General features: G+C 67.6%; 15 protein-coding genes. 12 read left to right on the top strand and 3 right to left on the bottom strand.

Going from position 1 to position 21,033, the window contains the following annotated elements; genetic code table 11:
• The first annotated feature begins 246 nt into the window (after positions 1–246).
• The 10 genes from WFQ67_RS19665 (at position 247) to WFQ67_RS19620 (ending at position 13,330) form a co-directional block, all read left to right on the top strand.
• Positions 247–1,512, top strand: a complete 1,266-nt coding sequence (locus WFQ67_RS19665) for a TolC family protein (protein ID WP_213625123.1) — start codon at positions 247–249, stop codon at positions 1,510–1,512.
• A 74-nt stretch (positions 1,513–1,586) separates the two neighbouring features.
• Entirely contained in the window at positions 1,587–3,098 is a 1,512-nt protein-coding gene (locus tag WFQ67_RS19660) for an efflux RND transporter periplasmic adaptor subunit (protein ID WP_442969610.1), read from the top strand.
• Positions 3,099–3,119: 21 nt separating this feature from the next.
• Positions 3,120–6,272: a CusA/CzcA family heavy metal efflux RND transporter gene (locus WFQ67_RS19655; protein ID WP_337057950.1), complete on the top strand. Its 3,153-nt coding sequence runs from the start codon at positions 3,120–3,122 to the stop codon at positions 6,270–6,272.
• Between the two features lie 372 nt (positions 6,273–6,644).
• A complete protein-coding gene (gene msuE / locus WFQ67_RS19650; protein WP_337057949.1) occupies positions 6,645–7,199 on the top strand; it encodes an FMN reductase in 555 nt (184 codons plus the stop codon).
• Between the two features lie 26 nt (positions 7,200–7,225).
• Complete coding sequence (gene sfnG / locus WFQ67_RS19645; protein WP_213625120.1) at positions 7,226–8,320, top strand: dimethylsulfone monooxygenase SfnG; 1,095 nt, start codon at positions 7,226–7,228, stop codon at positions 8,318–8,320.
• Between the two features lie 149 nt (positions 8,321–8,469).
• Complete coding sequence (locus tag WFQ67_RS19640) at positions 8,470–9,609, top strand: hypothetical protein (protein ID WP_213625119.1); 1,140 nt, start codon at positions 8,470–8,472, stop codon at positions 9,607–9,609.
• Positions 9,610–9,742: 133 nt separating this feature from the next.
• The gene (locus tag WFQ67_RS19635) at positions 9,743–10,372 is read left to right on the top strand and encodes a LysE family transporter (RefSeq protein WP_337057948.1); all 630 of its coding nucleotides are present in this window, start codon (positions 9,743–9,745) and stop codon (positions 10,370–10,372) included.
• Positions 10,373–10,632: 260 nt separating this feature from the next.
• Entirely contained in the window at positions 10,633–10,848 is a 216-nt protein-coding gene (locus tag WFQ67_RS19630; RefSeq protein WP_337057947.1) for a DUF3079 domain-containing protein, read from the top strand.
• Between the two features lie 200 nt (positions 10,849–11,048).
• Positions 11,049–11,813 carry a CHAD domain-containing protein gene (locus WFQ67_RS19625; protein ID WP_337057946.1) on the top strand — a complete coding sequence of 255 codons (765 nt, stop codon included), beginning with the start codon at positions 11,049–11,051 and terminating at the stop codon, positions 11,811–11,813.
• Between the two features lie 155 nt (positions 11,814–11,968).
• A complete protein-coding gene (locus WFQ67_RS19620; RefSeq protein ID WP_337057945.1) occupies positions 11,969–13,330 on the top strand; it encodes a CSLREA domain-containing protein in 1,362 nt (453 codons plus the stop codon).
• A gap of 45 nt (positions 13,331–13,375) precedes the next feature.
• On the opposite strand, the gene WFQ67_RS19615 is transcribed toward WFQ67_RS19620, so the two are convergent.
• Together WFQ67_RS19615 and WFQ67_RS19610 are read right to left on the bottom strand one after the other, a co-directional pair.
• Entirely contained in the window at positions 13,376–14,548 is a 1,173-nt protein-coding gene (locus WFQ67_RS19615) for a hydroxymethylglutaryl-CoA reductase (RefSeq protein ID WP_213625114.1), read from the bottom strand.
• Positions 14,549–14,678: 130 nt separating this feature from the next.
• Positions 14,679–14,930 carry a hypothetical protein gene (locus tag WFQ67_RS19610; RefSeq protein WP_337057944.1) on the bottom strand — a complete coding sequence of 84 codons (252 nt, stop codon included), beginning with the start codon at positions 14,928–14,930 and terminating at the stop codon, positions 14,679–14,681.
• A gap of 238 nt (positions 14,931–15,168) precedes the next feature.
• Between WFQ67_RS19610 and metE the strand changes: the two genes are divergently transcribed.
• Both metE and WFQ67_RS19600 read left to right on the top strand, forming a co-directional pair.
• Positions 15,169–17,472, top strand: a complete 2,304-nt coding sequence (metE, locus tag WFQ67_RS19605; protein ID WP_337057943.1) for a 5-methyltetrahydropteroyltriglutamate--homocysteine S-methyltransferase — start codon at positions 15,169–15,171, stop codon at positions 17,470–17,472.
• A gap of 520 nt (positions 17,473–17,992) precedes the next feature.
• The gene (locus tag WFQ67_RS19600) at positions 17,993–20,068 is read left to right on the top strand and encodes a phosphocholine-specific phospholipase C (protein WP_337057942.1); all 2,076 of its coding nucleotides are present in this window, start codon (positions 17,993–17,995) and stop codon (positions 20,066–20,068) included.
• Positions 20,069–20,350: 282 nt separating this feature from the next.
• On the opposite strand, the gene WFQ67_RS19595 is transcribed toward WFQ67_RS19600, so the two are convergent.
• Positions 20,351–21,001 carry a hypothetical protein gene (locus WFQ67_RS19595; protein ID WP_337057941.1) on the bottom strand — a complete coding sequence of 217 codons (651 nt, stop codon included), beginning with the start codon at positions 20,999–21,001 and terminating at the stop codon, positions 20,351–20,353.
• Positions 21,002–21,033: the final 32 nt, after the last annotated feature.

Here is a 21,033-nt window from a genome sequence, read left to right as displayed (position 1 = left end):
TGCGATGCTCGGAAAGTTTCAACTTCATTTGTTACGAACCTTGTCGAGTTCAAGGTTACTTATTGGGGCCGGCGGCATGTTAATTCAGGTATACCGCTAAGCGTGCGTTGATTACATATTTGTAATTCTGCAGTCACCTTGACGATAAGGGTGGCCCACTAGATTTCCCGCTCATTGCCGGTCCGGACTTCATTTCCTGGTGAATGAGGCTGGCGTCATTTCATGTCGTACTAGCGGGAGCGACTCGTGTCATTCATCGATCAACCACTGGCCGGACTCCGGCGATCCGCAACGGTTCTCGTCATCACACTGGGCCTTTCCCTGGGGGAGGCGCTGGCCTCGCCCCCTGCGCTGACCCTGGCCGAGGCATTGGAGCGGGCGCGGGCGAACAACCCTGCGCTGGCAGCCGCCGGGTGGTCGGTCGACATCGCCCGGGGCGAGCGCGAGCAGGCGTCGCTGCTGCCCAACCCGGAACTCTCATGGGAGATGGAAGACACGCGCAGTGACACTCGCACCACCACCGTGCAGATCAGCCAGCCCATCGAGCTAGGCGGCAAGCGCGGCGCCCGGACCGCGCTGGCCGAGCGGGGCATCGACGCCGCCGGTGTCGAAGTCGAGCGCGCGCGCAACGAACTCCGCGCCGAGGTCATCCAGGCCTTCTATGGCGCCTTGCAGGCGGATATGCGGGTTTCTCTGGCCGAGCAATCGCAGGCCCTGGCCAAGCGTGGCGTGGTCATCGCCGAGGGGCGGGTGCGGGCTGGCAAGGTGTCGCCCATCGAACTGACCCGCGCCCAGGTGCAACTCGCCGAAGTCGGCCTCGAACTGCGCCGTGCCACCCAGGAGCGCGCCAGCGCCCAGGTGCAACTGCAGGTGGCCCTTGGCGGCGATGCGAGCGCAGCCTTGAAGCCAGTGGGGGACGCCGCCGAGCTCCCGCGCATGCCGGACGCCTCCGGCCTGATGGGCGCGCTGCCGGGCAGCGCCGAACTGCGTCTGGCGCAGCGGTTGATCGATCAGCAGGACGCCGCCTTCAGCCTGGAGAAGCGCCGGCGCATACCCGACCTGAACATCAGCCTGGGCAGCCAGTACAGCGCGGAGGATCGCGAGCGGGTGAACGTGGTGGGGCTGTCGATGCCCATCCCGCTGTTCGACCGCAATCAGGGCAATGTACTGGCGGCCGCGCGCCGGGCCGACCAGGCGCGTGACCAGCGCAACGCCGCCGAACTGCGCCTGCGTGGCGCGGTGCAGCAGGCGCTGGGCCAGTGGCAGGCCGCCAGCGCCGAGGTCGAGGCCTTCCAGAGCGCCCTCCTGCCCGCGGCCAGCCGCGCGGTGGACAGCACTGCGCGCGGCTTCGAGATGGGCAAGTTCGCCTTCCTCGATGTGCTCGACGCGCAACGCACGCTGATCCAGGCACGCAGCGGCTACGTGCAGGCACTGGCGTCGGCGACCGCAGCCTGGGTGAGCCTGGAACGAATCTACGGGGATGTCTCGCGCATCGACCGCCCGGGCACCTGATCGCCCACGCCCCCAACCAATCCCTTGCCCGTACCGCTGAGCGCGGGCACCAGCCCTTCATTTCGGGAGTATCCATGAGCAGGAAATTGGCCCTGGCGATCGCCTTCGCCACAGGTATCGGTGTGTCTGCCGGCGCAGTCGTCTTCATGCCCGGCAGCGAGGCCGAGGAGCCCGGCAACGCGCCTGTCGGCCACGCAGGAGAAAGGCATGGCGAGGAGGGGCGCGCGGAGTCGGGGCCCTCCCTGCGCGGCCCCAATGGCGGCCAGCTGTTCAGCCTGGACGACCTCGACGTCGAACTGGTGGCGCCGGAAAGCGCGGACGGCAGCGTGCCGATGTCCCTCTACCTGTCCCGAGCCGGACGGCCCATCGCTGCCGACTCGCGAATCCAGGCCAGCCTGGAGGTGCGGCGGGTGTCGGGGGAGGTGGACACCCTGATGTTCATCCCGCGTGACGGCGCCTTCGTCAGCTCTTCGGGCATCGCCGAGCCGCATCACTTCGCCGCTACGTTGCAGGTCCGCCACGACGGCCGCACGACCCGTGTCGACTATGCCAGGGAGGAGGGGGTGCTGGAGCTGGGCGATGAGCAGGTCGCGGCCGCCGGCATCCGCCTGGCCACGGCGCAGGCGTGGAGCCTGGAAAACCGGGTCAAGCTGCCGGGCGAGATCCGCTTCGACGAGGACCGCACCGCTCACGTGGTGCCGCGCATCTCGGGGGTGGTTGAGCGCGTGGCGGTGAGCCTCGGCGAGCGTGTGAAGAAGGGCCAGTTGCTGGCGGTGATAGCCAGTTCGCAGGTCTCCGAGCAGCGCAGCGAACTGGCGGCGGCCGAGCGTCGCGAAGAGCTTGCCCGCACCACCCTCCAGCGCGAGCGGCAATTGTGGAAGGAGGGCATCTCCGCCGAGCAGGATTTCCTCCAGGCGCGCCAGGCGCTGCAGGAGGCGGAGATCGCCCTGGGCAACGCGCGGCAGAAGCTGGAGGCGCTGGGCGGGGCGGGACGCCAGGCGCGGGGCAATCGCTATGAGCTGCGCGCACCTTTCGACGGCACGGTGGTGGAGAAGCACCTGGTGCCCGGCGAGGTGGTGAGCGAGGCGAGCAACGCCTTCACCCTGTCGGACCTCACCCAGGTGTGGGCCACCTTCAGCCTGTCCGCTGGCGACCTGAAGGACGCGCGGGTGGGACGCGCGGTGAAGGTCATCTCGCCGGAGCTCGGCAGCGAGGTGCTCGGCCAGGTCTCCTACATCGGCAACCTGCTGGGCGAGCAGACCCGCACCGCCACGGCGCGCGCCGTGTTGAAGAACCCCGAGGGCGCCTGGCGACCGGGGCTGTTCGTCGCCGTGGAGCTGGCCACCGAGTCGCGCCAGGCGGCCGTCACCGTCCCGCAGCAGGCGGTGCAGAGCGTCGAGGACAAACCCACCGTGTTCGTGCGGGTCGACGAAGGCTTCGTCCCGCAACCCGTGACCCTCGGCGCCAGCAGCGACGGCGTCGTCGAGGTGACGCAGGGCCTGGCCGCCGGTATCGCGGTGGCCGCCGAGGGCAGCTTCATCCTCAAGTCCGAGCTCGGCAAGGGCTCCGCCGACCACGCCCACTGACCACCACGACGAGACCACGACATGTTCGAACGCATCATCCAGTTCGCCATCGAGCAGCGCATCATCGTGCTGCTGATGGTCCTGGCGATGGCCGGCCTCGGCGTCGCCAGCTACCAGAAACTACCCATAGACGCGGTGCCCGACATCACCAACGTGCAGGTGCAGATCAACACTGGCGCCGCCGGTTTCTCGCCGCTGGAGACCGAGCAGCGCATCACCTTTCCCATCGAGACGGCCATGGCCGGCCTGCCGCACCTGAAGCAGACCCGTTCGCTGTCCCGTTCGGGCTTTTCCCAGGTCACCGTGATCTTCGCGGACGGCACCGACCTGTACTTCGCCCGGCAACTGGTCAACGAGCGCCTGCAGGTGGCGCGTGAGCAGTTGCCCGAGGGCGCCGAAGCGGTTATGGGGCCGATCTCCACCGGCCTCGGCGAGATCTTCCTGTGGACGGTGGAGGCCGAGGCCGGCGCGCTGAAGGAAGACGGCACGGCCTACACGCCGACGGACCTGCGGGTGATCCAGGACTGGATCATCAAGCCGCAGCTGCGCAACGTGCCCGGCGTGGCGGAGATCAATACCATCGGCGGCTACGCCAAGGAGTTCCAGGTGGCGCCCGACCCCAAGCGCCTGGCCGCCTATGGGCTGACCCTGGTGGACCTGATCACCGCCATGGAGCGCAACAACGCCAACGTCGGCGCCGGCTTCATCGAGCGCAACGGCGAGCAGTTGCTGGTGCGTGCGCCGGGGCAGGTGGGCGATGCCCGCGACATCGCCAACATCGTCATCGCCAACGTCGACGGCACGCCCATCCGCATCAGCCATGTCGCCGAGGTGGGCATCGGGCGCGAGCTGCGCACCGGCGCGGCCACCGAGAACGGCCGCGAGGTGGTGCTGGGCACCGTGTTCATGCTCATCGGCGAGAACAGCCGCGGCGTGGCCCGCGCAGTGGCGGCGCGCCTGGAGGAGATCAACCGCTCGCTGCCCGAGGGCGTGGTCGCGGTGCCGGTGTACGACCGCACCCAGCTGGTGGACAAGGCCATCGCCACGGTGAAGAAGAACCTCATCGAGGGCGCCATCCTGGTGGTGACCATCCTCTTCCTGTTCCTCGGCAACATCCGCGCGGCGCTGATCACCGCGATGGTGATCCCGCTGTCGATGCTGTTCACCTTCACCGGCATGTTCACCAACAAGGTCAGTGCCAACCTCATGAGCCTGGGCGCGCTGGACTTCGGCATCATCGTCGACGGCGCCGTGGTGATCGTCGAGAACGCCATCCGCCGCCTGGCCCATGCCCAGCAGCACCATGGGCGCATGCTCACCCGCTCCGAACGCCTGCACGAGGTGTTCGCCGCGTCCAGGGAGGCGCGTCGGGCGCTGATCTTCGGGCAACTGATCATCATGGTCGTGTACCTGCCGATCTTCGCCCTCACCGGGGTGGAGGGGAAAATGTTCCACCCCATGGCTTTTACCGTGGTCACCGCCCTGCTGGGGGCGATGATTCTCTCGGTGACCTTCGTGCCGGCGGCCATCGCGCTGTTCGTCACCGGCAAGGTCAGGGAGGAGGAGAACCTCGTCATGCGCCTGGCGCGCCGGGGTTACGAGCCGGTGCTGGGCTGGGTCATGGGTCATCGCGCGCTGGTGTTCGGCTGCGCCCTGGTGCTGGTGCTGATGTCCGGCCTGTTGGCTGCTCGCATGGGCAGCGAGTTCGTGCCCAGCCTCAGCGAGGGCGACTTCGCCCTGCAGGCGCTGCGGGTGCCGGGCACCAGCCTGACGCAGTCGGTGGACATGCAGGCGCGCCTGGAGAAGGCGCTGGTCGAGCAGATGCCGGAGGTCGAGCGGGTATTCGCCCGCACCGGCACGGCTGAGATCGCCTCCGACCCGATGCCGCCGAACATCTCCGACGCCTACGTGATGCTCAAGCCGAAGGAGCAATGGCCCGACCCGGGCAAGAGCCGCGAGGCGCTCATCGCCGACCTGCAGCGCATCAGCGCGGCCGTGCCGGGCAGTGCCTACGAGCTGTCGCAGCCCATCCAGCTGCGCTTCAACGAGCTGATCTCCGGGGTGCGCAGCGACGTGGCGGTGAAGGTGTTCGGCGACGACATGGCGGTGCTCAACCGCACCGCCGGCGAGATAGCCGAGGCCCTGGAAGGCGTCGACGGCGCCTCCGAGGTCAAGGTGGAGCAGACCTCGGGCCTGCCGGTGCTGACCATCGACATCGACCGTGACAAGGCCGCGCGCTACGGCCTCAACGTTGGCGATGTGCAGGACACCATCGCCGTGGCGGTGGGCGGCCAGCGGGCGGGGACAGTGTTCGAGGGCGACCGCCGCTTCGACATGGTGGTGCGCCTTTCCGATTCGTTGCGAACCGATATCGACGGGCTCTCGCGCCTGCTCATACCCGTGCCGCCACTGCCGGGCGGCGCCTCGGAGCGCATCGCCTTCATCACCCTGGCCGACGTCGCCCGCCTCGAACTGGTGCTCGGCCCCAACCAGGTCAGCCGCGAGAACGGCAAGCGCCTGGTGGTGGTCAGCGCCAACGTGCGAGGGCGCGATATCGGCTCCTTCGTGGCGGAGGCCACCGAGCGCCTGGCTCGGGACGTGAAGGTGCCCGCCGGCTACTGGACCACCTGGGGCGGCCAGTTCGAGCAGCTGCAGTCGGCGGCCAGGCGCTTGCAGATCGTGGTGCCGGTGGCGCTGCTGCTGGTCTTCGCCCTGCTGTTCATGATGTTCAACAACCTGCGTGACGGGCTGCTGGTGTTCACCGGGATTCCCTTCGCGCTCACTGGCGGCGTGCTGGCGCTGTGGCTGCGCGACATCCCGCTGTCGATCTCGGCGGGGGTCGGTTTCATCGCCCTGTCCGGCGTGGCGGTGCTCAACGGGCTGGTGATGATCGCCTTCATCCGCAGCCTGCGCGAGGAAGGCCGCTCGCTGCACGACGCCGTGATCGAAGGGGCGCTGACGCGCCTGCGCCCGGTACTGATGACCGCGCTGGTGGCTTCCCTCGGCTTCGTGCCCATGGCCCTGGCCACCGGAACCGGTGCCGAGGTGCAGCGCCCGCTGGCGACGGTGGTGATCGGCGGCATCCTCTCGTCCACCGCGCTGACCCTGCTGGTGCTGCCGGCGCTGTACCGCTGGGTGCATCGTCGCGAGGAAGACGCCGGCCCCACGGCATGACCGTCCACCCACCATTCACGGCCCGGAGCGGCCCCGCTGGTGGAGGTGAAAAACGACCTCCACCCTACGCCTCCGGATGCGCCGGTGCGGATGGTGACGGATAGGGTGGACGACGCTTCATCCGTCCACCATGCGGAGTCCGGCGTGGCCCCGCTGGTGGAGGTAAAAGTGACCTCGACCCTACGCTCGGGATACTTCTTTGCCGCTCGACAACTGTTGCCCGTGCAACAGCTGTTCAGCATCCCTGCCAGCCACCCAACAGCGCAGCTGTTGGTGTTTTTTCCTATCTGATTGATCTCCGTGTGATTTCCGTGTTGGCACGACTGCTGCTCTGACCTGTGTACATGCACTTCGCCGTGGCGAGAGGTCGGAATGAGTCGGACGATAAAAGTGGTGGTGGTGTCGGGCAGCCTGCGCAATCCATCGCGCACCCATGGGCTGCTGGAGGCGCTGGCGGAGCGCTTGCAGGCGCGCCTGGACGTCGAGCTGCACTGGGTCCGCATCGCCGACCTGGCGGGTTCCCTCGCCGGTTCGCTGGAGCGCGACACCGCCTCGCCGGCGCTGCTGCCGCACCTGCAGGCCATCGAGACGGCCGACCTGATCATCGCCGGCAGCCCGGTCTATCGCGCCTCCTACACCGGCCTGTTCAAGCACCTCTTCGACCTCGTGGACTACCAGGCGCTAAAGGGCGTTCCGGTGCTGCTGGCCGCCACCGGCGGCGGCGAGCGCCACGCCCTGGTGATCGACCACCAGCTGCGCCCGCTGTTCGCCTTCTTCCAGGCACACACCTTGCCCTACGGCCTCTACGCCACGGTCGATGCCTTCACCGAACACCGCCTCGCCGACCCTGCCCAGCTCGAACGCATCGAGCGCGCGCTGGACCCCGTCGTCGCCTTCTTCTGCGGCGCCGCGGCGCACGCCGCCTGAATCCCTGGACCCGAGGAGTCACCGAGATGAGCCAACAACCGATCCGCTTCGCCTACTGGGTGCCCAACGTCAGTGGCGGCCTGGTGGTCAGCAACATCGAGCAGCGCACCAGCTGGGACGTGGACTACAACCGCAAGCTGGCGCAGATCGCCGAGCGCTCGGGCTTCGACTACGCCCTGTCGCAGATCCGCTTCACCGCCGGCTATGGCGCCGAGTTCCAGCACGAGTCGGTGGCCATCAGCCACGCATTGCTGGCCGCCACCGAGCGGCTCAAGGTGATCGCCGCCATCCTGCCCGGCCCCTGGAACCCCGTGCTGGCGGCCAAGCAGCTGGCTACCATCGACCACCTCACCGGCGGCCGCATCGCCATCAACGTGGTGTCGGGCTGGTTCCGTGGCGAGTTCCACGCCATCGGCGAGCCCTGGCTGGACCACGACGAGCGCTACCGCCGCTCGGAGGAGTTCATCCGCGCCCTGAAGGGCATCTGGACCCAGGACGACTTCACCTTCAACGGCGACTTCTACCGTTTCCGCAACTACAGCCTCAAGCCCAAGCCCCTGCAGCAACCGCACCCGGAGATATTCCAGGGCGGCAGCTCGCGAGCCGCCCGCGACATGGCCTCGCGCGTGTCGGACTGGTACTTCACCAATGGCAACAGCGTCGAGGGCATCAAGGCCCAGGTCGACGACATCCGCGCCAAGGCCGCGGCCAACGGGCACTCGGTGAAGGTCGGCGTGAACGCCTTCATCATCGCCCGCGACACCGAGGAAGAAGCACGCGCGGTGTTGCAGGAAATCATCGACAAGGCCAACCCCGAGGCGGTCAACGCCTTCGGTGCGGAGGTGAAGAACGCCGGCGCCGCCAGCCCCGAGCGCGAGGGCAACTGGGCCAAGTCCAGCTTCGAGGACCTGGTGCAGTACAACGACGGCTTCAAGACCAACCTTATCGGTACGCCCCGGCAGATCGCCGAACGCATCGTCGCGCTCAAGTCGGTGGGCGTGGACCTGATCCTCTCCGGCTTCCTGCACTTCCAGGAGGAGGTGGAGTATTTCGGCCAGCACGTGCTGCCGCTGGTGCGTGAGCTGGAGGAGGAGAGGCGGGCGGAGAAGGCGGTGGCCTGAAGGACCGGCGGGTGGTGGGGTTGGCCGGGTTTTCTGTGCTGGGGTTGGCAATGTGCCAGTGCGGGCGAGCCGGGCGATAGGGCGAGGCGCTATCGTAGGTGCCTTCGCGGGCAACTTCCGCCCGGGGTCGCAAGGAGGCAGTGCCGTTCATGTCCGAAACCACCATCAACCTGCGCGTGCAGTTCAGCGATGAGGCACAGGCACAACAAGTGCTTGAAGCCATCAGTCACGCCGCCGAAGCCCATGGCCACGAGCTGGCCGCCAGCCTTGCTGCGCTGGCGCCCGTCGGCGACCACGATCCGCAGCAGGGCATCGATATCGAACGCCTTGGGCGCGAGGATTCGACGCTGGTCGTGGCGGGCTACGCCGGGCGCATCGACCCGCCGCTCTGGCTGGTCCCGGGCCTGGTCCACCTCGGCGCGACCCGCACGGTGCTGAGCGAGTCGCGTGACGAAGGCGGCCAGAGGCATTACTTCATCGGGCCGAAGAAGGTGTCGCAGAAGGCTTTCGAGGCCAGTGCCGCGCTCATGCCCAAGCCGCCCCTGAAGGCGGGCGCCGAGCTGTTCCTGCCCGAGGGGCGGGTGACTGTGAAGGCCACGCTGCTCGGCCACGAGTGGAAGGAATCGCTGTTCGAGCGATTCTGCGTGATGCGCATGCAGGCCGAGGACGGGCGCCTGTTCCTCTACAAGGGCGCGTCCGGGCTGACGGCGATGACCGCCGACGATCACGAGAAGACCTGCACCTTCTCCGCCACCTTCGAGCTGGGCGAGTACGAGGGCGAGACGGTGGCCTTCGCCCGCCGGCCGAGCAAGATCCAGCTCGGCAGCATCGCCCCGACCAAGGCCCGCAAGGTCAGGTTCAGTGGTCGCAACAAGGCTTTCATGGAGGGGCCGTTCGCGCCGCTCGTCAGCCGCTACCTGCAGGATCTGGAGGGCAAGCCGGATGCCTTCGTGCAACGGTTGAGCGCCACCTCGTTGCTGGATGTGGAGCTGACGGAGCTGTTCGCGCTGCTCAAGGGCATCGACGCCTATTCCTTCGACGGCTTCGGTCACTACGTATCGCTCTCGGACGGCAGCCGCGAGGCGTTCGAGATCTACACCGTGGGCGATGCGGAACTCGACCTCGAAGCCGCTCGCAAGCACCTGAACAGGCTCGATGTGGCGGCGACCTACCGGGACGATCATCCCAACGTCTACACGCTGCATTGGCTGCACGAGGGCATCCGGGTGCGCTTCAAGGTGTGGAAGAAGGGCTTCGAGTGCTTCCTCGACCGGCACGCGGCGGGCTGATCGCGGGTGGCGCCGTTTGTACGCGGCCACCTGGCCCTGTATCCCGCAAATCATGCCCGTCTGTATCTATCGGGCCGAGGGGGCCGTTGGTAGTGTTCGAGCACGCCCTGTCCCCCAGAAGCCCTGCCAGACCATGACCTACGCCTATTCCCTGTTGCTGATCAGCGGCATCTACCTGGCGGTGCTCGCCAGCCCCGGGCCGAACTTCTTCATCCTCAGCCAGATGGCCCTGAGCCAGCGCCACCGCGATGCTCGCCATGTCGCCTATGGCATCGCCACCGGCTCGGTGTTCTGGGTGGTGGTGTCCGTCGCCGGAGTGGCGACGCTGCTGTCGCGACATCCCTGGCTGGAGTCCGGCGTGCGCCTGCTGGGCGCGGCCTACCTGGTCTGGTACGGCGGCCGCCTGCTGTGGTCGGCCATCCGGCCTTCGCAGCGGCGGGTGAGCGTACGGCAGCCCGAACCTGACGGCTCGGGTGTGGCGGCCTTTCGCACGGGCCTCTTCACCTGCGTGACCAACCCCAAGGGCGCGGCCTTCTGGACCAGCGCTTTCGCGGCCATCTTCCCGATTGCCGCGCCGCTCTGGTTCTACCCGGTCACCGTCCTGCTCATCGGCGCGCTGTCGCTCGGCTGGCACATCGGGCTTGCCCAGGTGTTCGGTTCTGCAGCCTTGCGTGCGTCCTACCTGCGTATGGAGCGGGGCATCAACGGCAGCGCCGGCGCGGCCCTGGTGGCGCTGGGGTTGCAGAGGATGCTTGCGCGCTGAGGCGCTCGCAGCCTGCCTGATTTGCGCGGGCATCGTCGCGAGTGGGACGGGTGGACGACGCTCCATCCGTCCACCCTTCGGAGCCCGAGGCGGCACCGCTGGTGGAGGTGAAAAGCGACCTCCACCCTGCGCAGCGGACCTGCCTCGAGCGGTTGTTCGGGCTGCCTGTTTTCGCTGGGTGGGGACGTTGATCGCGATCAAGGCGCTGCGGTGCGTGCGCGGTAACGTGAGGCCTTCCCAGACCAGGCCCGAGCGTCCACATGGCCAAGCCCTTTCCCGTGAATCCCAGGCACCCCGAGCGCATCTGCTGGGGGTGTGACCGCTACTGCGCGGCGAGCGACCTGGCGTGCGGCAATGGCGCCGACCGCACGATGCACCCCGTCGAGACCTTCGGGGAGGGTTGGCACGAGCAGGGCGACTGGGGCATCGAACCGGTGATGGGCCCGGATGTCCAGCGGGAAGAAAAGCTGCGATGAGCCGCTGGGGCACCTGCCGCTGGTGCTGCTCGGTGCCAGGATATTGCACGTGAAGGCATGACCGTCATGCATGGGGCGCAGCATGCCTGCGCCGGGATGAAAAATGCCGTGACGATCCCATGTTCCTGGCGCTGCACCAGCGCTCTTATGCTAGGCCCGGCTCCACGCCCGGCCACTGACGACTCACCCTGGAGTGCCCGATGTCCTTCGTCGACTCGATCGTTGAGCAAGTGCTTCGAATAGAACTGGGGATCCACCACAGCTGCGTGCGCCTGCTCTGTCGCACGGATGACGAGGCGCTGCATGACATGCGCATCGGCCTGCGACGGCTGCGCAGCCTGCTGCGGCCCATCCGCAACCTGGATTCGGTGCGCGAGCTGGACGCCGCGGCAGCCGAAGTGGGGCGGCTGACCACGCCGGTCCGCGATCTGGAGGTGATGATCATCGAGCTGCAGCGACAGGGGCTGCCCGACCTGGCGCAACCACGTCGCCAGCGCCTGGAGCAGGGCTACCGGATGGTCGAGGACAGCCCCACCGTGCGCCGGTTGATGGCCTGTCTGGACGACTGGCCGGAGTCGTTCCGCGATGCCCAGCGGGCGGGCGAGTTGCGGGCCCTGCGCGACTTCATCCGCAAGCGCCTGAAGAAGCAGCGCGACCTGCTGGTCGCCGCCCTGCAGGACCCTGGCTACGACCGCCACGCACTGCGCATCCTGGTCAAGCGGATGCGCTACGCCCACGAGGCCTACCCGAGCCTGTCGCCGATTTCGCCCAAGGCCGCGGCCTCTCTCAAGGCCGTGCAAGGCGCCCTGGGAGATTGGCACGACCACTTCCAGTGGTGCCTGAAGGTCGACGCCGAGCGCGACCTCGAACCCTTGCGCCGCCCCTGGGAGATCGCCATGGACGCCTCCCTCAAGGCGGCGGAGGCGGAGCTGCAGAACCTGCTGGAGCGATTGCAGGCGCATTGAGCAGGGCGTTCGGCGGGCGCGGGACAGTCTTCAGGAATCTTCCGTGGGTTCGGCAGGTCTGTTGCTAGCGGCACCCACCGCAGTACTCCTGAATCCACAGTGATGTTGGCCTCAGCCGGGCTGTCGAGCGCTGATTCCTGAACGAGGAATTTCCCATGCCAGGCCATTGCCACCGAACCCTGCTGCTCACCTTTTCCCTGGCCTCGCCCCTGGTCGCCGATGCGCTGGACCTGCGGGTCAGCACCTTCGCCGACGAGGACGATGGCCAGTGCACGCCCGCCCACTGCTCGCTGCGCGAGGCCGTCTCGGCCGCCAACGCCGCGCCGGGGGAGAGCGTCATCCGCCTGGAGGCCGGCAACTACCTGTTGCAGAAGGCCAACCCCGACCCGGGCCTGAACTGGCCGGTGGAGGAAGATGCCAACGCCATCGGCGACTTCGATGTCCATGGCCGGGTGAGCCTGATCGGCAAGGGCGTGGGCGTGACCCGCCTCGACGGGCAGGGCCTGGACCGGCTGTTCCATGTGCACGCCGGCGCGCAGGTGCAGTTGCGCGGGCTGACCCTCACCGGTGGCCGCCAGATCTACGACGGGGGCGCCGTGCTCAATCGTGGCCAGTTGCACCTGTACCAGGTGGAGCTGGTCGGCAACCGCGTCGCCGTCTACATGCCCTATCCCGCTGCGCTGGCCGGCAACGGCGGGGCCATCGCCAACTTCGGCGTGCTCGAGGTGCAGCGCACGACCTTCCGCGACAACCGCAACGCGGGCGAGGAGGCCCAGGGCGCGGGCCTGGGCGGAGCACTCTACAACGAGGGCGCGATCACCGTGCGCGACAGCCTGTTCAGCGCCAACTGGGCATCGGACTACAGCGAGATGGGCATGGGCGGCGCGCTCTACAACCAGGGCACGGCGGACATCGCCCGCACCAGCTTCCAGGGCAACCAGGTGCTGCGCAGCGGCTTTGGTTCGGCCATCGCCAACGCCGGGTGGATGCGCCTGGCCAACAGCACCCTCTCCGGCAACCGCAGCATCGAGCGTGGCGCCTTCGAGAATGGCCACCCCTGGCTCACGGAGCTGTCCGCGCAGTCACGCGCCGAGCTGGTCCACGTCACCATCGCCGGCAACGACGGCTGGGGGCTGACCAACCGGGGCGATGTGCTGCTGCGCAACAGCCTGATCGCCGGCAACCGCTCCAGCGAGTTCGAGGACGTACGCAACTGCCGCAACCAGCCGGGCGCCGTGGACTTGCGGGTGCGTGGCCTGCTGCTTGGTACGGACGGCGGCAACTGCGTCGCGCAAACCTATATCGCCGACGAGACGACCTTCACCCGCCACCTGTTCCCGCTGCAGGACAACAACGGCGCCCTGGTGCACCCGCTGAGGCGCAACAGCGCCGCCATCGACGCCGGTGTCGGCAACTGCGCCAGCCATGACCAGCGTGGCCTCGACCGGCAGCGTGATGGCAATGGCGACGGTGTGGTCAACTGCGATCTCGGCGCCTTCGAGCGGGCCTATCCCTGAGCCCGTGGCAGAGACGGGCCCGGCCGGTCCGCCGGGCCTGCATCTTCAGCGGTTGCGCCCCAGCGCCTCGTGACTGCTGACCCAGTCGCCGGCCAGGATCGCCGAGGTCAGGGATACGTCCCCCGCCAGCACCACGGCCGCGATGATCTCCGCCAGCTTGTCCGCCTTGCCTGCGCCATGGCAGCCCAGCAGCTCCAGGCATTCCCGCTGGGTCGGCAGGTTGGTGCCGCCGCCATGGGTGGCGCAGATCACGGCGGGCAGAGTCACCGACCAGTAGTAGTCGCCGTTCTCCAGCAGTTGCCCGTAGGTGATGCCGCCATGGGATTCGGCCACGTTGGCCGCATCCTGCCCGGTGGCGATGTACATCGCCGCCAGCCCGTTGGCCGAGTGCGCGCCGCTGTACGCGGAGCCGGCCTGGAAGGCGCCCACGGCGGCGATCTGCCGGTAGCGGTAGAGGTTGGCGGGGTCGACGCGCAGCAGCTCGTGGGCCACCTCGCGCTTGAGGGTGAACTCGGCGATCACCCGCTTGCCGCGGGTCTGGATCATGTTCATGGCCGAGTGCTTCTTGTCGGTGTCGATGGCGCCGGAAAGGATGTAGCGCGGCTGCAACGGGTGGTTGGCCTTGATCCATTCGCAGGCCGCGTAGGTGGCCTTGCTGGTCATGTTCTGCCCGGCGGCATCGCCCGTGGTGTAGCAGAAGCGGGTGTAGAGCATGTTGGCCACCGGGTACTGCTCGATCTCGAACAGCTTGCCGCTGCGGGTGGTGGTTTCGCTCGCCGCCTTGATCGCCTCGAACTCGCGCACCAGCCAGACGCCGAACTCGCGGGCCTGCAGCGCATCCTCGAAGAAGAACACCGGGGCCCGCTGCATGGAGTGCTTGACCACCGTGGTCTTCACCCCGCCGGAGGCACTGATGGCGCGCATGCCCCGGCTGTAGCTGGCCAGCAGCGTGCCTTCGGTGGTGGCCATGGGGATGTAGAAATCGCCGCGCGCGTGCTCGCCTTCTATGCGCAGCGGGCCGGCCAGCCCCAGGGGCATCTGCACCACGCCGATGAAGTTCTCGATATTGCCGCGGGTGACGGCCGGGTCGATGGCGTACTGGCCGACCGTGTCCAGCGCGGCGCCGGTCTGCTCCTTGATGAAGTCACGACGCAACGTGGCCTGCTCGCGGGTGTAGTCGTTCTCGGGGTTGCGGGGAATGGGGGCGCCTCTGGACATCGTGCTCTCCTGCGGGGTCGGGTGATTCAGCCTAGGCGAGAATCCGTGACCCCGAGTGTGCCCAAGGACAGGGGAGGCGACATGACCGACCACGCCAATCGGATGATCCAACGCGTCAATCGCTGAACGTTCAGCAAGGCAATACCTTCGCCAGCACCACGCACGCCACCAGCAGGCCCAGCACCACCCAGCGCAGGCCGCTGGGTGGCAGGAACCCGAACAGGCGCAGCGTGCGTGCCGTGAAGATGTGCCAGCACTCGGGGCAGCGCACCTGCATCCGCGAGGCGAATGCGTTCTGGCTGACGCCCACGCCGCTGGAAACCAGCGCCTTGCGCGCCGGGAAGAGTGCCGAGCACCGTGGGCAGCTTTCCAGTTCCTTCATGGTTTCCTCTCCATTCCCGTGCCGTTTGGGCTGGCCCGAACATACCGCGTTGCGAGGGACGGCGATGCAGCGCCGGCCCGGCATTGCGACGCCCCGCACATTCGTTTCCCTGGGTGAGCAGGGTTTTCCGATACGCGCAAACATGAGAGAAACTTGAGTTGATGAAGAATTAATTGAGTTTGTCTCATGTGTTCCGGGCGCCGAGAATTCCCCATACATTTTCGATGGAGGAACACCCATGGCCTTGGCACACACGCTTGGCTTCCCACGGATCGGTCGTGACCGCGAGCTGAAGAAAGCCCAGGAAGCCTTCTGGAAGGGCGAACTGGATGAGGCCGGCCTGCGCGCCGTTGGCCGCGAGCTGCGCGCGGCGCACTGGCAGCTGCAGAAGGACGCCGGCATCGCACTGCTGCCGGTGGGCGACTTCGCCTGGTATGACCAGGTGCTGACCCACTCGCTGACCTTCGGCGTCATCCCCGAGCGTTTCCGTCACGGCAACGCCAAGCCCACCCTGCAGACTCTGTTCGCCATGGCGCGTGGCTCCGTGGCGACCGGCCACAGCGACAGCTGCTGCGGCGGCGCCCATGCGCAGGAGATGACCAAGTGGTTCGACACCAACTACCACTACCTGGTCCCAGAATTCGCTGCCGACCAGCAGTTCGAGCTGAGCTGGGAGCAGCTGTTCGAGGAAGTGGACGAAGCCAGGGCGCTGGGCCACGAGGTCAAGCCCGTGGTGATCGGCCCGCTGAGCTACCTGTGGCTGGGCAAGGCCAAGGGCGGTGATTTCGACAAGCTGGAGCTGGTCGAGCGCCTGCTGCCGCTGTACGGCCAGATCTTCCAGCGCCTTGCCGCCAAGGGCGTGGAGTGGGTGCAGATCGACGAGCCGATCCTGGTGCTGGACCTGCCCCAGGATTGGAAGAACGCCTTCGAGCGCGTCTACAACCTGCTGCAGCGCGAGCCGCTGAAAAAGCTGGTCGCCACCTATTTCGGCGGCCTGGAAGACAACCTCGGCCTGGCCGCCGGCCTGCCGGTGGATGGCCTGCACATCGACCTGGTGCGCGCTCCCGAGCAGTACCCGACCATCCTCGACCGGCTGCCGGCGTACAAGATCCTCTCCCTGGGCGTGGTCAACGGCCGCAACGTCTGGCGCTGCGACCTGGAGAAGGCCCTGGAGGTGCTGCAGCATGCCCACGAGCGCCTGGGCGATCGTCTCTGGGTCGCGCCGTCCTGCTCGCTGCTGCACAGCCCGGTGGACCTGGAGCGTGAGGACAAGCTGGATGCCGAGCTGAAGAGCTGGCTGGCCTTCGCCGTGCAGAAATGCGCCGAAGTGGCCGTGCTGGCCCGTGCCCTGGATGAGCCGGAAGACCCCGAGGTGCTCGCCGCCCGCGAAGCCAGCCGTACCGTGCAGGCCAGCCGCGCCGCCTCGCCGCGTATCCACAAGCCCGCCGTACAGGCCCGCGTCGCCGCCCTGCGTCCGGAAGACGCCCGGCGTGCCTCGCGCTTCGCCAAGCGCATCGCCCAGCAGCGCACGCTGCTGGATCTGCCGGCGTTCCCGACCACCACCATCGGCTCCTTCCCGCAGACCTCCGCCATCCGCCTGGCGCGCCAGTCGTACAGGCAGGGCAAGCTGTCGCTGGCCGAGTACACGGAGGCCATGCACAGTGAGATCCGCCATGCGGTGGACGTACAGGAGAAGCTGGGGCTGGACGTGCTGGTGCACGGCGAGGCCGAGCGCAACGACATGGTCGAGTACTTCGCCGAGCAGCTGGACGGCTACGCCTTCACCCGCTTCGGCTGGGTGCAGAGCTACGGTTCCCGCTGCGTGAAGCCGGCGGTGATAGTCGGTGACCTCAGCCGTCCGAAGCCCATGACCGTGGAGTGGATCCGCTACGCCCAGGGCCTGACGCAGAAGGTCATGAAGGGCATGCTGACCGGCCCGGTGACCATGCTGATGTGGTCCTTCCCCCGCGAGGACGTGAGCCGCGAGGTGCAGGCCCGCCAACTGGCCCTGGCGATCCGCGACGAGGTGGTCGACCTGGAGGCCGCCGGCATCAAGGTGGTGCAGATCGACGAAGCCGCTTTCCGCGAGGGCTTGCCGCTGCGCAAGGCGCAGTGGCAGCCTTACCTGGACTGGGCGACCGAGGCCTTCCGCCTCACCGCCAGCGGCGTGCGCGACGAGACGCAGATCCACACCCACATGTGTTACAGCGAGTTCAACGACGTGATCGAATCCATCGCCGCCATGGACGCGGACGTGATCACCATCGAGACCTCGCGCTCGGACATGGAACTGCTGGAGGCCTTCGAGGCATTCGCTTACCCGAACGAGATCGGCCCGGGCGTCTACGACATCCACTCGCCGCGCGTGCCCACCACGGACGAAATCATCAAGCTGCTGCGCAAGGCCGCCCGGCGCGTGCCGGTCGAGCGGCTCTGGGTCAACCCGGACTGCGGCCTCAAGACCCGAGCCTGGCCGGAGACCGAAGCGGCCCTGGTCAACATGGTGGCGGCGGCACGGCAACTGCGCCGCGAACTGGCCTGAGCCCAGGCGCGCAGCCAACCAACGGGACGCCATGCGTCCCGTTTTGCGTTGCACGGTGCACCCGGGGCCCAACGGTGCCATGTGATGCGCGAGGCTGGTTCTTGCGTAGGGTGGAGGTCGCTTTTTACCTCCACCCCTCGGTGCTGGGTGGCGCTCCGATGATGGATGGGCGGCGCGTCATCCACCCTGCAACCGCCGCCACACCGAGCGGCTGTCATGCGCTTTTCCGAGGTTGGTCTGTACCACTCGGAATCGGCGCTGCGTACTGGCACGGCGATGTCAGGAACCGCTCTATCCTGGGCTTTTCCAATCGGCCGAACCTGTCAAGCGAAAGCTGGCCTAGACCAAAAACATGGCCTGTAAACGTGATCGGGTTGGCATGAATCGCTGTTGCAAGGCGTGTTGAAACCAAAGCGTCTTTTTCCATTACTAGCGTCGCCTGTGTTCGAACATCTCGCTGCCAGCGTCATGGAAGCGCTCAGCAGCCTTTTGCCACTCATACGACCTGGTGAGTTCCCCGATGATTTCGAAAAGCAGAAGAAGCTTCATCCGCCTGGCGGCCGGCACGGTGGGTGCCACCGTCGCCAGCAGCATGCTGCCGGCCAGCATCCAGGCGGCGCTGGCGATCCCCGCGCACCGCCGCCACGGCAACCTCAAGGACATCGAGCACGTGGTGATCCTGATGCAGGAGAACCGTTCGTTCGATCATTACTTCGGCACGCTCAAGGGCGTGCGCGGCTTCGGCGACCGCATGGCGATCCCGCTGCCCGACGGCCAGCGCGTATGGCACCAGAAGGGCAGCAAGGGCGAGATCCTGCCGTACCACTTCGACACCCGTACCACCAGCGCCCAGCGCGTGGATGGCACCCCGCACACCTGGCCCGACGCCCAGCAGGCCTGGAACGGGGGGCGCATGGACAAGTGGCTGCCGGCCAAGACCGAGCGCTCCATGGGCTACTACAAGGAGCAGGACATCGCCTTCCAGTTCGCCCTGGCCAATGCCTTCACCGTCTGCGATGCCTACCACTGCTCGTTCCAGGGCGGCACCAACCCCAACCGCCTGTTCCTCTGGACCGGCACCAACGACCCGCTCGGCCAGCACGGCGGGCCGGTGACCACCAACGACCACGACAGCGAAGGCCCGGTGGAAGAGGGCTACACCTGGACCACCTATCCGGAACGGCTGCAGGCCGCCGGCATCAGCTGGCGCGTGTACCAGGACATGGCGGACAACTTCTCCGACAACCCGCTGATCGGCTTCCGCCAGTACCGCGCGGCCGGGCCGGACTCGCCGCTGATCGTCAATGGCCTGAGCACCTGGAAGCTGGACGCGCTGAAGCGCGACGTGCTGGCCAATACGCTGCCGCAGGTGTCCTGGATCGTGGCGCCGGCCAAGTACTCCGAGCACCCCGGCCCGTCGAGCCCGATCTGGGGCGCCGAGTACACCGCCTGGGTGCTGGATGCGCTGACCGCCAACCCCGAGGTGTGGAGCAAGACCGCGCTGCTGGTGATGTTCGACGAGAACGACGGCTTCTTCGACCACATGGCACCCCCTGCCGCGCCGAGCCTGAACGCCGACGGCACGCTGCACGGCAAGACCACCGCCGACGCTACCCTCGAATGGCACACCCTGGGCGACACCCGCTACCGCAACCAGCCCTACGGCCTCGGCCCCCGCGTGCCCATGTACGTGATCTCGCCGTGGAGCAAGGGCGGCTGGGTCAACTCCCAGGTGTTCGACCACACCTCGGTGATTCGCCTGCTCGAACAGCGCTTCGGCGTCATGGAGCCCAACATCAGCCCCTGGCGCCGCGCCGTGTGTGGCGACCTGACCTCGGCCTTCGACTTCGCCCATCCCAACGGGTCGTTCCCGGGGCTGCCGGACACCAGCCAGGCCGACGCCATCGTCGCCAGCCAGATCAAGCTGCCGAAACCCAGGCCGCCGGCGGTGGCCGCCATGCCCGTGCAGGAGATGGGCATCCGCCGTGCCCGGGCGCTGCCCTATGAACTGGGCGTGCACGCGCGCTACCGCAGTGGCGAGGCGGCGCTGAGCCTGACCTTCGCCAACACCGGCAAGGCCGGTGCGGTGTTCCAGGTGTTCAACCTGCTGGACAGCGTCAGCGCGCCGAAGCGCTACACGGTGGGCGCGCACCGACGCCTGCATGACAGCTTCCCGGGCGACGCCAGCGGCGACTACCACCTGGAAGTGCACGGCCCGAACGGCTTCCTGCGGGTGTTCCGCGGCAACCTGCGGCGCGACGCCTCGGACCGAAAGGCGCCGCTGCCGGAAGTGCGCGTCGACTACCAGCCCACGCTCGGCAGGCTGCAGGTGCAACTGATCAACCGTGGCCGCCAGCCGCTGAAGCTGACCCTCAAGGACAACGTCTACTACCGGGGCGAAAGCCAGACCCTCACCGTCCCGCCGGGCCAGCGCAGGGAAGTGCGCTTCTCGCTGCGCAGCAGCGGCAACTGGTACGACTTCAGCGTCCGCGCGCAAGGCGTGGAAGGCTTCCTGCGCCGCTTCAGCGGGCGCATGGAAGACGGCCGCGCGGGCTTCAGTGATCCGGGCATGGGGCTGGGATCGTTGACCTTCTGAGGGGGAGGCCTGGCCCGCTTTGGCGGGCCAGGTCGGGGAAGGCGGGACTTTGAAATTCGCTCCGGCCTGGCCTCCATCGACAGGGCGTTTCAGCGGTCGTCCTGTACTCGAGGGTTCGTGCCATGGGGTGTGCTGTACGCACCTCCGCTCGGTGCTTTCGGTGAGCCCCAGGTGCGCGCAGCACACCCTACATCCGGAGTGTGCGGTGGCTGGTAACGCTCCTCCAAGAGCCCAAAGCGGGTGTGCCGCGCTGAGCGGATCAGAGCGGCGCGCCCGGCACCATCAATCCCCTCGAACCCGCTTCAGCCAGTTCCAGAACGGATCGCTCGATTCCTCGTCGTCCATGCTCGCGGTGCTGTGGATGATTTCCTTCGCGCGCGGCGGGATGCTCAGCCCCAGCGTGCGCTCGACATGCTCGCGGAACAGGCGTGGGGGCGGTGGGTAGTCGGCGTCTTCGTAGTCGGCGTCCTTGATCTGCCGGGGTGTCACACCGAACTGCTCCGGCCAGCAGAGTTCGTCGTAGCCGATGGCGAGCAGGCGCAGCAGGTCTTCGATGGTCTGCGTCAGCACGCAGAGCATCACCGAGCCGGAGCCCGAGCCCAGGTGGACGATGCGCTGCTGGCCTGCGTCGTCCAGCCAGAGGCCCGCCCAGGAGCCGTCACCGCCGGTCCTGAGGAAGATCACCAGCCGCTCGTTCACCGCGGGGGCTTCGCTGTTGGTCCAGGCGCGGGTGTCGGTTGGGTCCGGTACGTGGATGGAGGTGGTGGAGATGTCGCTGAACTCGGGCTCGGGGTGCAGGGTCATGTAGCGGGCCCCGCTTGGGAGCGTGCGGACGCAGCCGCGCGCTTCCATCAGTTCGATGGCCTGGCGCAACAGGCTGGGCAGCGGATTGGCGGCCGGAAAGGCGGCTGCGACTTCATCGGAGAATCTCATTTCGTCCCTGTTCGGTTCTGCGGTGCCTGGAA

Origin of the sequence: Pseudomonas sp. USHLN015, from assembly GCF_037153275.1 — a bacterium.
GTDB lineage: Bacteria > Pseudomonadota > Gammaproteobacteria > Pseudomonadales > Pseudomonadaceae > Metapseudomonas > Metapseudomonas tohonis.
The sequence above is the reverse complement of the archived record's forward strand: the minus strand, read 5'-3'. Positions and strand labels throughout refer to the sequence as shown.

Coding starts and splice junctions, on each gene's coding strand:
- WFQ67_RS19660 (WP_442969610.1), top strand. CDS start 1,587: ATGAGCAGGAAATTGGCCCTGGCGATCGCCTTCGCCACAGGTATCGGT.
- WFQ67_RS19655 (WP_337057950.1), top strand. CDS start 3,120: ATGTTCGAACGCATCATCCAGTTCGCCATCGAGCAGCGCATCATCGTG.
- msuE (WP_337057949.1), top strand. CDS start 6,645: ATGAGTCGGACGATAAAAGTGGTGGTGGTGTCGGGCAGCCTGCGCAAT.
- sfnG (WP_213625120.1), top strand. CDS start 7,226: ATGAGCCAACAACCGATCCGCTTCGCCTACTGGGTGCCCAACGTCAGT.
- WFQ67_RS19640 (WP_213625119.1), top strand. CDS start 8,470: ATGTCCGAAACCACCATCAACCTGCGCGTGCAGTTCAGCGATGAGGCA.
- WFQ67_RS19635 (WP_337057948.1), top strand. CDS start 9,743: ATGACCTACGCCTATTCCCTGTTGCTGATCAGCGGCATCTACCTGGCG.
- WFQ67_RS19630 (WP_337057947.1), top strand. CDS start 10,633: ATGGCCAAGCCCTTTCCCGTGAATCCCAGGCACCCCGAGCGCATCTGC.
- WFQ67_RS19625 (WP_337057946.1), top strand. CDS start 11,049: ATGTCCTTCGTCGACTCGATCGTTGAGCAAGTGCTTCGAATAGAACTG.
- WFQ67_RS19620 (WP_337057945.1), top strand. CDS start 11,969: ATGCCAGGCCATTGCCACCGAACCCTGCTGCTCACCTTTTCCCTGGCC.
- WFQ67_RS19615 (WP_213625114.1), bottom strand. CDS start 14,548: ATGTCCAGAGGCGCCCCCATTCCCCGCAACCCCGAGAACGACTACACC.
- WFQ67_RS19610 (WP_337057944.1), bottom strand. CDS start 14,930: ATGAAGGAACTGGAAAGCTGCCCACGGTGCTCGGCACTCTTCCCGGCG.
- metE (WP_337057943.1), top strand. CDS start 15,169: ATGGCCTTGGCACACACGCTTGGCTTCCCACGGATCGGTCGTGACCGC.
- WFQ67_RS19600 (WP_337057942.1), top strand. CDS start 17,993: ATGATTTCGAAAAGCAGAAGAAGCTTCATCCGCCTGGCGGCCGGCACG.
- WFQ67_RS19595 (WP_337057941.1), bottom strand. CDS start 21,001: ATGAGATTCTCCGATGAAGTCGCAGCCGCCTTTCCGGCCGCCAATCCG.